At 48.6% G+C, this 13,501-nt stretch carries 11 protein-coding genes; 5 read left to right on the top strand and 6 right to left on the bottom strand.

Annotation, left to right across the window (positions count from 1 at the left end; translation table 11 throughout):
• Nucleotides 1-206: 206 nt before the first annotated feature.
• On the bottom strand, nt 207-581 hold the full coding sequence (locus A0W33_RS17780; RefSeq protein WP_068839446.1) for a hypothetical protein: 375 nt from the start codon (nt 579-581) through the stop codon (nt 207-209).
• 78 nt (nt 582-659) lie between these two features.
• Nucleotides 660-1,244, bottom strand: coding sequence for a C40 family peptidase (locus tag A0W33_RS17785; RefSeq protein WP_068839447.1), 585 nt, complete (start codon nt 1,242-1,244; stop codon nt 660-662).
• 258 nt (nt 1,245-1,502) lie between these two features.
• Between A0W33_RS17785 and A0W33_RS17790 the strand changes: the two genes are divergently transcribed.
• From A0W33_RS17790 to A0W33_RS17800, 3 genes are all read left to right on the top strand, one after another.
• Entirely contained in the window at nt 1,503-1,952 is a 450-nt protein-coding gene (locus A0W33_RS17790) for a ubiquitin family protein (protein ID WP_068839448.1), read from the top strand.
• Between the two features lie 95 nt (nt 1,953-2,047).
• Nucleotides 2,048-3,856 carry a M61 family metallopeptidase gene (locus tag A0W33_RS17795; protein ID WP_068839449.1) on the top strand — a complete coding sequence of 603 codons (1,809 nt, stop codon included), beginning with the start codon at nt 2,048-2,050 and terminating at the stop codon, nt 3,854-3,856.
• A gap of 329 nt (nt 3,857-4,185) precedes the next feature.
• Entirely contained in the window at nt 4,186-4,629 is a 444-nt protein-coding gene (locus A0W33_RS17800; protein ID WP_068839450.1) for a hypothetical protein, read from the top strand.
• A 50-nt stretch (nt 4,630-4,679) separates the two neighbouring features.
• Here A0W33_RS17800 and A0W33_RS17805 read toward each other — a convergent pair whose 3' ends face one another.
• Entirely contained in the window at nt 4,680-6,104 is a 1,425-nt protein-coding gene (locus tag A0W33_RS17805) for a Glu/Leu/Phe/Val family dehydrogenase (protein WP_068839451.1), read from the bottom strand.
• A gap of 309 nt (nt 6,105-6,413) precedes the next feature.
• On the opposite strand from A0W33_RS17805, the gene A0W33_RS17810 reads away from it, so the two are divergent.
• Nucleotides 6,414-6,923, top strand: a complete 510-nt coding sequence (locus A0W33_RS17810; protein WP_139237077.1) for a hypothetical protein — start codon at nt 6,414-6,416, stop codon at nt 6,921-6,923.
• A gap of 72 nt (nt 6,924-6,995) precedes the next feature.
• Here the strand turns inward: A0W33_RS17810 and A0W33_RS17815 are convergent, their stop codons facing one another.
• Entirely contained in the window at nt 6,996-7,595 is a 600-nt protein-coding gene (locus tag A0W33_RS17815) for an FKBP-type peptidyl-prolyl cis-trans isomerase (RefSeq protein ID WP_068839453.1), read from the bottom strand.
• Nucleotides 7,596-8,215: 620 nt separating this feature from the next.
• Here A0W33_RS17815 and A0W33_RS17820 point away from each other — a divergent pair.
• On the top strand, nt 8,216-9,772 hold the full coding sequence (locus tag A0W33_RS17820; RefSeq protein ID WP_068839454.1) for an FMN-binding glutamate synthase family protein: 1,557 nt from the start codon (nt 8,216-8,218) through the stop codon (nt 9,770-9,772).
• Between the two features lie 72 nt (nt 9,773-9,844).
• On the opposite strand, the gene A0W33_RS20995 is transcribed toward A0W33_RS17820, so the two are convergent.
• A complete protein-coding gene (locus A0W33_RS20995; RefSeq protein WP_157578084.1) occupies nt 9,845-9,994 on the bottom strand; it encodes a hypothetical protein in 150 nt (49 codons plus the stop codon).
• 112 nt (nt 9,995-10,106) lie between these two features.
• On the bottom strand, nt 10,107-13,493 hold the full coding sequence (locus tag A0W33_RS17825) for a methylmalonyl-CoA mutase family protein (RefSeq protein WP_068839455.1): 3,387 nt from the start codon (nt 13,491-13,493) through the stop codon (nt 10,107-10,109).
• Between the last annotated feature and the right edge of the window lie 8 nt (nt 13,494-13,501).

A 13,501-nucleotide genomic window follows, 5' to 3' on the forward strand; every position in this document is an offset into this window, starting at 1 on the left:
ACTCTAACGGTGAACTGGCTTAGTAAGCAGTACTAGCTACTGCTTGCGCAGATAGCATCGTTACCTCTGGTCTTTTTGAGATGGTAAACTGAAAAACAGGGCGCCGCTTACTGAGATATTGAGGATTTTTTGGGAACACCTGGTGTACTTTGACGGGCTACACCAGGTGTTCTTTTTTTATATTTGTCCATAGGAGTGAACAGCCCTTAAAGATCATCTTTGTAGATGGTATTATTAGGCGTGCGTCTCTCCTTCAGGAAAGATGCCACATAAAGAGCCACTGCCACAAAGCAGCTTAAAGCCATCAACAACAGCAGGATATTGTGCCTGTTCCACGCAAACAAAGCCGGATCAATCCGCCATACTACCAAAAAACCAGTGAGCAGCGTCAGGGACGTTACCGTGTGCATCACAAAACGATTGTGTTTTCGCAAATGATAGGTGCAGGACAGGAGCAATAAGCCAATAAAAGGAGCGATGAGGGCAGTGGGGGGCTTCGCGGCGTTTGAAAAATACCCGATTAAGCCAGCTATAATCAGTACCGAAGCATTTATAGTGTTGACGATGTAAGGATGCACCATAGCGTTGTGGTTTTGTATCAAGGCAAATAATGCCTGCTATGGGTTTGTACGGGAAAATGCCAAAGAGTTATTAAAACGCTACAGCACGCGCCTTACATCCAAAAAGCGGATGTCATACCGGGTGCCCTCCACCTGGCTTATCTTCACGCCACCGTTAGATGATGAATGTATGAATTCAATTGTATCGCCCGGTTGGGAAATAACGATGCCAACATGCCCTGGCTCGCGCACCTCTGGGTTGGTTCCGGTAAAAATAACCAGGTCTCCAGGGCGGGACATCTCACGGGGCACATGCTGCCCCTGTTCTGCCTGCATGCGCGAAGAATGAGGAATCTGTATGTTGTGCTCGGCGAAAACAAAAGTTGTAAAACCGGAACAATCAAATCCATCGCGGCTCATGCCGGTATAAATGTAAGGAGTCCCCATCAACGTCATGGCATAGGAAATCAATTGGTCTTGCAGCGGGTCCTTCGAATCCATATAAACCGGCGAATAATCATCTGCTACACTCTCTACTTCAGTTGATTCCATTTCATACGTAGGCTGTGCAGAAATTTCACTGTTCTCTGGTTGCTCAGCCTTGGCAAAATGCTGAGGCTGAAGTATAAAAAGGAAGCAAAGCGGTACAAGCGACGACAACATCAATATCACAGATTTTTTCATAGCTCTTCGTTTAGGTTCAGGTATAAGTATAAGAAAACACCGTGCCAGCAACTGGTACTTGGTGCAAAAAGTGCAAAGCCGACGATTAACATCTGCTTTATTTCATGTACTTGAGTGTTAGAACAAAAAATAACCCCCAAAAAGTTTACCTGTCATTTTGAATGGTTCAGCTACTTGAACAGGCCTTTGACTAAGTATATTGAAAAAACGCAACGTTTTAAGGAAGGAGACTATTTATTTATATGAAAAAGTATATTTTTGTATAAGATTATTATAAAAAAGAAGGTAGCAATGTTTAGCACGGATGGGATGATACTGAATCATGATTTTGAGCATGGAAGGCTGGAGTTAACGTTTTCAGGTAAAATGGAGTTGGAGGAATTTCAATCTAGTTGCCTTCGCGCCTTAGATTATGCTTCCAATGCCTATGTTTGGAGCTGGCTTGTTGACCTCCAGGACACACCCTTGCTTGACGATGCGCAGGAAACATGGCTTGCTACAGAGCTTTTGCCCGTACTAATGGTGCGGATGGGAGCAGGCATCCTGCTGGCTGTTGTTATTTCGGAAGAAAGCTACCAGGAGCTGTTCCTTAATGTGGGGGAGCAGGGATTGCAAAGCTGCAATTCTTTTATCAGTATCCGTACATTCTGTGATGTGCAGAAGGCGAGGGAGTGGCTGGGGAATCAGAGGATATCAAACGCCTCCTAGTGCACTTGCTGGGCCCTGCAAGCGCTAGTGATTTTGAAAAGCACCGGAAAAATTGTAAAATGGCGTTGCTTTTATCAAATTCACTAACCTAAAACATGCTCAGACACAACCAATTCAAGATTTCACTTCTTCTCACCCTTTTTCTAACTTTCGGATCTGCCGCCGCTGCCCTTGCAGCAGAGTTACGCTATACCCTCTCCATGCCCGAACCGCACACGCACTACTTTGAAGTAGAGGCAGAGCTAAGCGGAGCAAAAAAGAAGTATGTCGATTTTACCATGCCCGTATGGGCACCAGGGTCTTACCTTATCCGTGAATTTCCGAAAAACGTAGAAAGCTTTCAGGCCACTGATAAGTCCGGGAGCACGCTTCGCAGTGAGAAAATAGACAAAAACACGTGGCGCGTGTACAGCAACAGGGCTGATGTGGTGCGCGTGAAGTATGATGTATATGCCTATGAATTAAGTGTGCGCACCAGTTTCCTGGATGCCTCCCATGGCTACGTAAACGGCACCAGCATCTTTATGTATCCAGAAGGATACCAGGATCTGAACGGCACCCTGGTGGTAAAGCCGTATACTGGCTGGACCACCGTTTCCACTGGCTTGAAAAGCACGGGCAAGTTTACGTATACTTTCCCCAATTACGATATACTCGCCGACTCCCCTTTGGAAATTGGTACTCACAAAGTGCTAACCTTTACCGCGGCGGGTGTTCCCCACGAAGTGGCCATGTATGGCGAAGGCAATTACGAGGAGCAGCGCCTGTTAGCCGATATGAAAAAGGTGGTTGAGGAGGCTGTTGAAGTTTTTGGAGAGCTACCCGTAGAGCGTTATGTGTTTATAGTGCATAACCTGGAGCGTGGAGGAGGCGGTCTGGAGCACCTGAACTCCACTACTTTACAGACATCTCGCCTGAATTACGGCACCGAATCAGGCTATACTGGTTTTTTAAGCTTAGTTGCCCATGAGTACTTCCACCTGTGGAATGTTAAGCGCCTGCGCCCTCTGGCGTTAGGCCCGTTCGACTATAACAAAGAAAATTACACGACCCTGCTTTGGGTATCAGAGGGCATTACCAGTTACTACGATGACCTGATTGTGCATCGCGCTGATTTCACCTCCGTAGACCGTTACCTGGCTGTTGTAGCCGGCAGCATCAACTCTGTTGAAAACACACCTGGAAACAAAGTACAATCTGTGGCAGAAGCCAGTTTCGATGCCTGGATCAAATACTACCGCCGCAACGAGAACTCCAACAATGCTGAAGTTTCTTACTATACGAAAGGCGGTGTGCTGGGCCACTTGCTGAACATGGAGGTGATGGAAGCCACAAAAGGGGAAAAGAGCCTGGACGACGTGATGCGTTACATGTACCAGCGCTACTACAAAGACCTAAAGCGCGGCTATACAGAAGAGGAGTTTAAGCAAGGGCTTCAGAAAGTAGCCGGCCGTAATTTCGATGCATTCTTCCGCGACTTTGTGAACGGTACTAAAACACCTGATTACAATGCGTATTTCGATGCCGCTGGGCTGCAGTTGGTAAACACCAACGAGGGCAGCAACGCGATCAACTTGGGCGCATCAACCGCCATGTCGGGAGGCAAGCTGCTGGTGCGTGGGGTTAACCGTGGGAGCAGTGCCTGGGAAGGCGGACTAAATGTAAACGATGAGATCGTCTCTGTGAATGGTGCACGTGCAGGCGATGATTTGGAGCGCCGTCTGGCAAGTATGAACGTGGGAGATACGGTAAAAGTAGTTGTGTCACGCGACGGCATACTGCAGACCCTGGATGTAAAGCTGTTGAAGGACCAGAGCGTTCGCTACCAGTTTATGCGTGTCAACAACCCTACTGAAACACAGCAGAAGATATTTAACAAGTGGCTGGAAATTAGCAACGGTTAATTCAATCTTTACCAAACTAAACAGAGAGAGCCAGCGTAAGTACGCTGGCTCTCTCTGTTTTTATAACATATAGGAATAAATAGATTCTTTTAATAAATCAAAAGCCTGCAAGCTTGAAATTGGGAAATTTAAATAAAAAAGCCGAAGCAAGTTCCGCTTCTAAACGAGAGCGTTTTTGTATTAAATTTACATAGCACTAAGTATAAGTACTTAAATATCAATTTGCTTTGCAGTTATCATCTGGTGGTATGTGGCTATAATATAGATTTTCTATATGTTTGCTGCTTCTGAATAAATTGTGTAATTTTCGATTGTGTTAATTAATAGAGATGGATGAAATGGTGATACGAGAGACACCATGCGTGAAGGTAACTTTCTTCGAGGAGCACAAAACCCTGCTCATCAGCTGGCTCAGGGGCCCTTCAACTAAGGAACTGCATGCCACTTACCTGCACGCACTGCAGTTTATAGAAGCTCATCCTGACGTGGTGCTTTTTTGCACCGATCAAACCCTCATAGGTTCTTTAACCCGGGAGCAGGAGACGTGGCTAATGCAGGAGTATTACCCCAAGGTGTACCACATACTTCAGGATGATGTTTATGCTGCTGTGGTTTTCTCTGAATCCCACTTCAATGCCATCGTTATGAACTATCAGGCAAACGCCATTGCTCCCGGACAGCACTTTATTCAGTTCAATTACTTCACAGTTTTAAGTGAGGCCATGCATTGGCTAAAGGGCATAAACAAAGGCCAGAGCGCTGAGCTGTTGTAGCACCTGCCCCGGCCTTTGCATTATTATAATGGCTGTTGTGTATTATCAAATCAAGGGAAGATTCCCAGCGACTCATAACTCACACCTATCTTTTCTATCGCCGTTAGAAAGGCAGCCGTCCTTAAATCAGGAATGTTTTTCTGCACCATCACGTCTCTTATTTCGTGATAGGCATTGATCATCGTATCTTCCAAACCAGAGCGTACCAAACTTATTTCATCCGATCCTTGTGTCAGCAGGGCTCTTTCCTGCGCCGTTATGCTTTTGCCGGAGCTCGTTTCAATGGCGTTTACCAGGCGGCGGTAGCTTGCTTCCTCTGCGCGCTTGCCCATACGTCCAAAACGAACATTAGAAAGATTCTTTAGCCACTCGAAGTAAGACACTGTCACACCTCCCGCGTTCAGGTATAGGTCAGGGATAATCACGATGCCATTCTTTAGCAACACCTCTTCTGCCTCCCGCGTAACTGGTCCGTTGGCACCTTCGGCTACAATCTTGGCCTTTATGTTTGCGGCATTATCAATGTGAATTACATTTTCCAGTGCTGCAGGTATAAGTATGTCACACTCCAACTCCAGCATTTCATTGGAGTTGTCAAAGTTTTTGCAGTCTTTAAAGTTAAGTATAGAGCCGTTTTCGCTGCGGTGCTTGAAGGCTTCTTTTACATCGATGCCATTTTCGTTGTAGATGCCGCCCTCGCGTTCGGCGATACCGGTGATGATGGCGCCGTCCTGCTGGCAGAAGAAAGCCGCATGGTAGCCCACGTTGCCAAGCCCCTGCACTATAATGCGTTTTCCTTCCATGGTATTCCCCTCCAGGCCTTTGCCTTGCAGTAGCTCAGCATCAGCCAGGGTTTCACGCAAACCGAAGTAGATGCCCAGACCCGTTGCCTCTGCACGTCCTCTGATACCGCCCTGGCCTACCGGCTTCCCGGTCACGCAGCCCAAAGCATTCGTTTCGCCATACTTCAGGGCCTGGTACGTATCTGCTATCCAGGCCATTTCGCGGCTACCCGTGCCGTAATCCGGTGCCGGCACATCCATTCCCGGGCCTATAAGATTTTTCTTGATCAACTCGGCCGCATAGCGTCTGGTCACTTTTTCAAGCGTCTTCACAGAGCTGGTACGGGGGTTGATCTTAACGCCGCCTTTTGCGCCTCCGAAAGGTACATCAACCACAGCGCACTTAAAGGTCATCAACATCGCCAGTGCTTTAACTTCATCTTCATCCACCTGCATGCTAAAGCGGATACCGCCCTTAGACGGAAGTTTGTGATGGCTGTGCTGCACCCGTATGCCCTCGAAAACCTCTACTTTGCCTTCTATCTCTACCGGAAAGGATACTTTGTACACACTGTTCGGCGCTTTTATCTGGGCCAGAATGCCCTGGTCCAATCTGGAATAGCTGGCTGCATGGTCAAAAAACTGGTAGACACTGTCTAAGAATTTTTTGCCTTCATTGGTATTGTTTCCCATACAAGATTACTTTTTTTGAGATGGTGTTCAGTAGCTGTATGAACGGCTCCCACATGCTTTTGTTTAATATTAGCTCTTTTGAATCCTTACTGGGACTTTTTCCCTTCTGATTTTTACATTATGGCCATGTGGTTGTAAATAATATATCTAATATTAAATATTGAATTTCTAATTTTTAATAAAACATTTATATCTTTGTGGAGTTAGATAAGTTACAAATTATACAAGATTCATACTGTGTTTGCGTTTCTTAGCTGATGATAGCTCTAACCATCACAATTCGAACCAGAGCTTTTTAAATTAGTGAACATGATTGATATAAACTATAGCGTTGATTTTCAACAGACTAGAGATAAAGAGAAAGAGAGGGAATCTTTGGCATCAAATCCAAGTATGTTTTATGATGAGCAGGAGGAGACCTTCGTCATCCGATGGGAAGGCAAAGTTGGTAAGTCTGATATCCATGCCGGTTATGCCCAAGTATTGGAGCATGTAAAAAACTTAAAGCCAAAAAAATGGCTGCTGGATCTAAAAAACCGACACACCATCCGGCGGGAGGACCAGCTGTGGGTTTTTCAGCACGTTTTTCCGGAGGTACTGCGCCTGATAGGGGATGATGTGTTTGTAGCTGTTGTGTTGCCGCTGACGCTTTACCACGGGCTGGTGGAGGATCTGAACGGCGATGAAATGATGGACAAAAACAATTTCCTGATCATGCAGCAGTTTCTGTACGAAGAAGAGGCACAGCGATGGCTTAGCCATATGCAGTTGCTCAAGAAGGGGGAGCGAAGCTTGCAACTGATCCACACCAGGATGTAAGCCTTTAAATTTATAAAAAAAGCCAGCGCTGCAAATTTGGCGCTGGCTTTTTTTATAAATTAAATAAGCAGATTACTTTACTTGAAGCAGCTCCACATCAAAGATCAAGGTGGAATTTGGCCCGATCACATCGCCAGCGCCCTGTGCCCCATATGCCAGGTTAGCCGGAATATAAAGCCTCCATTTAGACCCTTCCTTCATCATTTGCAATGCTTCTGTCCAGCCAGCGATCACGCCGTTTACCGGGAAAGTCGCTGGTTGGCCCCGCTCGTAGGAGGAGTCGAAGGTAGTGCCGTCGATCAGGGTGCCGTGGTAGTGCGTAGTCACTGTGTCGCTGGCAGATGGAGATTTGCCGTTTCCTTCCTGCAGCACTTCGTACTGTAGCCCGCTTGCCAGCGTTTTCACACCTTCTTTATTTTTATTCTGGGCAAGGAACGCTTCTCCGGCCGCTTTGTTTTCGCCTCCCGATGCATCCTGCTTCTGTGCCATTTCCTGCTGCAGTGCCATCATGGCCTCCTGCACTTCCTGCTGCGAAAGAGAGGAGGCAGTGCCTGCTTCTATTTCCTTAAAACCTTTCATGAATGACTCAGGCTCCACTTCCAGGCCTTGCTTTTTTAAGTTGGCAGCCATGTCGCGGCCAATGATGTAACTGATTTTCTCTTTTAAATCCATAGTATGTGTAGGTGCACCCGCAAGTGCGTTTTAGATGAATATTCTTTACTGATGTGAAACAAAGCTACCAATTATTTAAGCGTTAGCCAAAGTGCACTACCGCTGCCTGCGACTAGTGGTGCCCTGCCTATACTTTGTACGGTAAAACCAAAAGCCTTGGATACGTATGCAGGAAAAAGCACCAACTAGTGATTTGACTTTAGGCAAGTAGCTGTATCTAGAGGAGAGCGTTTAGCAAGCCATAAACTTTCCTTATTTTCGTTAAGCTAAAGTTGAAGCAAGGGTTGGTTTTCAACCGCTCATCGCAATAGCTGCAATTCTGTTTTAGGATCGCTGGCTTTTCTCAGAAAGATTCAACTACCTTTGCAGCAGCAACCAGAAATGCTTCCATTGCACGCAAATACAGCCCCTATGGTAACTCCTGCTTCCTGTTTTGGCTTTGTGGACTCTTCCCAGCCTGTACTGCTGTGCAACAAGCTGAACGGGTACTGCCTTCATTTCTATTCCGCCCCTAAGGACTTTAGCTGATTCGCCAGAATTGATCTTGCCGCAGGGCAGGTGTTGATTCTGGAAGAACTCCTCGACACAGTTAAATTTCTAGTACACTTTCTTTGAAGATCATGGCAACAAGTATCAATGTCAGGCGCACACTGTCGTACGTCTTTTTTGCAGGCTATTTACTTATACTTGCAGCATCCATTTTAAATCGCCAGATGCTTTGGCTACTGCTTTTGCTGGCTCCGCTGCACCTCGTGTATTTCTACAACGTGCGGCAGTCGCGGCACTCGCTGTTGCGTAATTATCCGCTGCTGGGCTACCTGCGCTACTTTTTCGAGAGCATCCGCCCTGAGTTCCGGCAGTATTTCTTTGAATCGGATCTGGATGGAAAGCCATTCAGCCGCCGGCAGCGCTCCATTGTATACCAGCGTGCCAAGAACCAGCGACAGACGGTTCCGTTTGGGATGCAGAGCAATAGCCAGGAGGTTGGCTATGAATGGATCGCGCATACGATGTTCCCCTCTCACGTAAAAGCCGAAAGCCTGCGCGTGACCATTGGGAGCAGCCGTTGCAAGCAGCCGTACAGCGCCAGCATTTATAATATTTCGGCCATGAGCTACGGCTCACTTAGCAAGACCGCTATTTCGGCGTTAAGCGCCGGTGCCAAATTGGGCGGCTTTGCCCACAACACAGGTGAGGGCGGCGTGAGCCCGTTCCATCTAGAGGGCGGCGGAGACCTGATCTGGCAGATAGGAACCGGCTATTTTGGGTGTCGCGATAAAAACGGTAATTTCTCAGAAGAACTGTTTAGGCTACAGGTGGTGCACCCGAGCATTAAAATGGTGGAGATAAAACTGTCGCAGGGGGCAAAGCCCGGACACGGCGGTATACTTCCGGCAGCCAAGAACACACCGGAAATTGCCGCTATCCGCAAAGTGGAGCCTTATACCACCGTTGCTTCCCCACCAGCGCATAATGCCTTTCAGGATCAGTTTACGCTGCTGCTTTACATTGAAAAACTGCGCGTACTATCAGATGGCAAACCGATAGGTATAAAGGTATGCATTGGCAATAAGCAGGAGTTTGAGCGCCTGTGCCAGGAAATGATGCACAACCGCATTTTCCCGGATTTCATCACCATAGACGGGGCAGAGGGAGGAACGGGCGCCGCACCACTCGAATTTACCGACAGCTTAGGTATGCCGCTGTACGATGCGCTGGCTTTTGTGCAGAACACGCTGCGCAAGTATGGCTTAAGGGAGGAGATCAAGCTGATTGCCGCCGGCAAAATCATCACGGCCGTAGATATTATAAAAGCCATTTCGTTGGGTGCCGACAGCTGTTACAGTGCCCGGGGCATGATGTTCGCGCTGGGCTGTATTCAGGCGCTGCAGTGCGACTCTGGCCGTTGCCCGGTGGGTATCGCTACGCAAGACAGCAACCTGTATAAAGGACTGGATGTGGCCGACAAGCGGGTGCGCGTGGCGAACTTCCATGGCAATACGCTGAAATCTACTATTGAGGTGATGGAAGCCTGCGGGTTTGCCTCGCTGCAGGATATCAAACCTGATAAGATTTTCAGAAGGGTGGAGCAGGGCAGAACATTAAATTTTGAAGACATCTACTTTTCCCGGAATCTTGCACCGGGCAAATTAGCACAAAACTATGTGCTGAATTAGCGTTTACTGTCCCATTAAAACAGATCGCGCCACAGCTTTTGATAAGTTGTGGCGCGATCTGTTTATACTAGTCTATAAATAAACGCTTTCATCTTCCTCTGACATATCGAAATCAATGTCATCCTCATCCAGTACACTATCGAGGTATACGAAAGCGGCGGCGGCAAGCACAACAAAGGTGGCTGCTGCAAGCCAGTAGGGAAGTTGGTTATTTTCTTTCATGAGATTGCTTCTGAATTGCTCTTGCATACGTCGGCAGCAGGTTTAGGTTGAACGCAAAAAGAGCCGACAATAAGCCGGCTCTTTCTGATTTATACTTGCAGACAAGTATGGGTTACATGTTTCTGCGGTACTGTCCGCCAACCTCAAACAAAGCATTCGTGATTTGGCCGAGAGAGCAGAATTTCACCGTCTCCATTAGCTCGGCAAAAATGTTGTCGTTGTTGATGGCCACCTGCTGCAGGCGCTTCAGCAGCTCCTCGCTCTTGGCAGCGTTGCGCTCCTGCAGGCTGTGCACCATACTGATCTGGTACTTCTTTTCCTCCTCCGTTGCACGGATTACCTCGGTTGGCAGCACCGTAGGTGAACCAGTAGAAGAAAGGAAAGTATTTACCCCGATGATCGGATACTCGCCCGTGTGCTTCAGCGTTTCGTAGTAAAGGCTTTCCTCCTGAATTTTACCGCGCTGATACATGGTTTCCATGGCACCCAGCACGCCGCCACGCTCCGTAATGCGGTCGAACTCTGTTAGTACGGCTTCCTCCACCAGGTCTGTCAGCTCTTCGATGATGAACGAGCCTTGGATTGGGTTTTCATTTTTAGCCAGACCAAGCTCACGGTTGATGATCAGCTGTATCGCCATGGCACGACGAACAGAAGCCTCTGTCGGTGTGGTGATAGCCTCATCATAGGCATTCGTGTGCAGCGAATTACAGTTGTCGTAGATCGCGTACAGCGCCTGCAACGTAGTGCGGATGTCGTTGAAGTCAATCTCCTGCGCGTGCAGCGAACGGCCCGAGGTCTGGATGTGGTACTTCAACATTTGCGAACGGGCATCCGCGCCATACTTGTGCTTCATAGCCTTCGCCCAGATTCGGCGGGCCACACGGCCAATTACCGCATACTCAGGGTCGATGCCGTTAGAGAAGAAGAAACTAAGGTTAGGCGCAAACTTATTAATATCCATGCCGCGGCTCACGTAGTACTCCACAAACGTGAAGCCGTTGGCCAGTGTAAAGGCCAATTGCGAGATTGGATTGGCACCCGCTTCGGCTATGTGATAGCCAGAGATAGACACCGAGTAGAAGTTGCGGACGTTGTTGTTGATGAAATACTGCTGCACATCACCCATCAAACGCAGTGAGAATTCGGTTGAGAAAATACAGGTGTTCTGTGCCTGGTCTTCCTTCAGAATGTCCGCCTGCACCGTGCCGCGTACTGTTGCCAGCGTGCGTGTCTTGATCGGCTCGTATACTTCGGCTGGCAGTACCTGGTCACCTGTTACGCCCAGCAGCATCAGCCCCAGCCCGTCGTTCCCGTTCGGAAGTTCTCCCTGGTAACGCGGGCGCTCGATGCCTTTCTCTTTGTAGATAGCCTCAATTTTCTGATTGATTTCTTCTTCTAGGCCATTCTCCTTTATATAGAGTTCGCACTGCTGGTCAATGGCGGCATTCATGAAGAATCCTGTAAGTATGGCAGCCGGCCCATTGATCGTCATGGAAACTGAAGTCATCGCATCAGCCAGGTTAAAGCCGGAATACAGCTTTTTAGCATCATCCAAACAGCAGATGCTCACGCCGGAGTTACCAATTTTGCCATAGATATCCGGACGGTAATCCGGGTCCTCACCGTACAGCGTTACCGAGTCAAAAGCTGTGGAAAGGCGCTTGGCAGGCAGGCCGAGGCTCACGTAGTGGAAACGACGGTTCGTACGCTCTGGTCCGCCCTCACCAGCAAACATGCGGGTAGGGTCTTCGCCTTCGCGCTTGAACGGAAATACGCCTGCGGTATAAGGGAACTCTCCGGGCACGTTCTCCTGGAGATTCCACTTAAGCAAATCACCCCATGCCTCATACTTTGGTGTGGCTACCTTCGGTATCTGCAAATGCGACAGCGACTCGGTGTGTGTCTTAATCTTGATCTCCTTGTCGCGTACCTTAAAGATGTAGAACTCGTTTTTGTAGGCCTGAACCTTCTCTTTCCAGTTCTCCAGGATTTTCTTGTTCTGGCCGTCCAGGTTCAGCTCCACCTCGGCGTACGCCTGCTCCAGCTGCTTCACCAAACGGTCTTTGTCTTCAATCTCGATGCCCTGCACCGCTTCGACAGACTTTTTGATGCCGTAAAGCTTCTGGGCAACCTCAGCCTGATCTTTTGTCCACTTGTCGTAGCTGCGGATGGTTTCAGATATCTCAGAAAGGTAGCGTGTACGGGCAGGGGGGATGATGAACACCTTCTCCGACATCTCCTTCGAGGTCTTCAGGTTGGAATCAAATTCAACGCCGGTCTTTTCAGACACTTTCGCCATAATGGCACGGTAGAGTTGGTTCATGCCCGGGTCGTTAAACTGCGAGGCGATGGTGCCGAACACCGGAATATCCTCATCGCTTACATCCCAGAGTTGGTGGTTGCGCTTGTACTGCTTCTTCACGTCGCGCAGGGCATCGAGTGCGCCGCGCTTGTCAAACTTGTTCAGGGCAATGACATCGGCAAAATCGAGCATATCTATTTTCTCCAGCTGCGTGGCCGCGCCATACTCCGGCGTCATCACATACAGGCTGGTATCAGAGTGCTCAATAATTTCAGTATCGGACTGCCCGATACCGGAAGTCTCCAGTATGATCAGGTCGAAGTTTGCCGCTTTAATAATGTCCACGGCGTCCTGCACATACTTGCTAAGGGCCAGGTTGCTCTGGCGTGTGGCCAGCGAGCGCATGTACACCCGATCGTTGGAGATGGAGTTCATACGGATTCTATCACCCAGCAAGGCGCCGCCGGTTTTACGCTTCGACGGATCAACAGAGATAATGGCAATCTTCTTCTCCGGGAAGTCCATCAGGAAACGGCGCACCAGTTCATCCACCAAAGAGGATTTACCGGCACCACCTGTACCTGTTATACCAAGTACCGGGGTCTGTATGTCCTTTGCCTGCTCCTTTACTTCCAGAAGTATGGCTTTCGCTTCTTCCGGGAAATTTTCGGCAGCAGAAATAAGGCGCGCGATGTCTTTTGGGTTCTTTTCCTGCAAGTGCTTGAACTCCCCGTTCAGGTTTTTGCCAGTAGGGAAATCGCACTGCTGCAGCATGTCGTTGATCATGCCCTGTAGGCCCATCGCGCGGCCATCGTCGGGCGAGTAGATGCGGGTGATGCCGTAGGCTTGCAGTTCCTCTATCTCGCTGGGCAGGATAACGCCGCCGCCGCCGCCAAAAAGTTTGATATGGCCGCTGCCGCGTTCTTCCAGCAGGTCGTGCATGTATTTGAAGTACTCGATATGTCCGCCTTGGTAAGATGTAATGGCGATGGCCTGGGCATCCTCCTGAATGGCACAATCCACTATTTCCTGCACGGAGCGGTTGTGGCCAAGGTGAATTACCTCGGCACCCGAAGACTGAATGATGCGGCGCATGATGTTGATCGCTGCATCGTGTCCGTCGAACAAAGAGGCTGCTGTAACGATACGAATATGGTTGACAGGCTTATAAGGTTCTACAGTAGTTGCTTGCATGTCTACTT

It is taken from the genome of Pontibacter akesuensis (assembly GCF_001611675.1).
Lineage (GTDB): Bacteria > Bacteroidota > Bacteroidia > Cytophagales > Hymenobacteraceae > Pontibacter > Pontibacter akesuensis.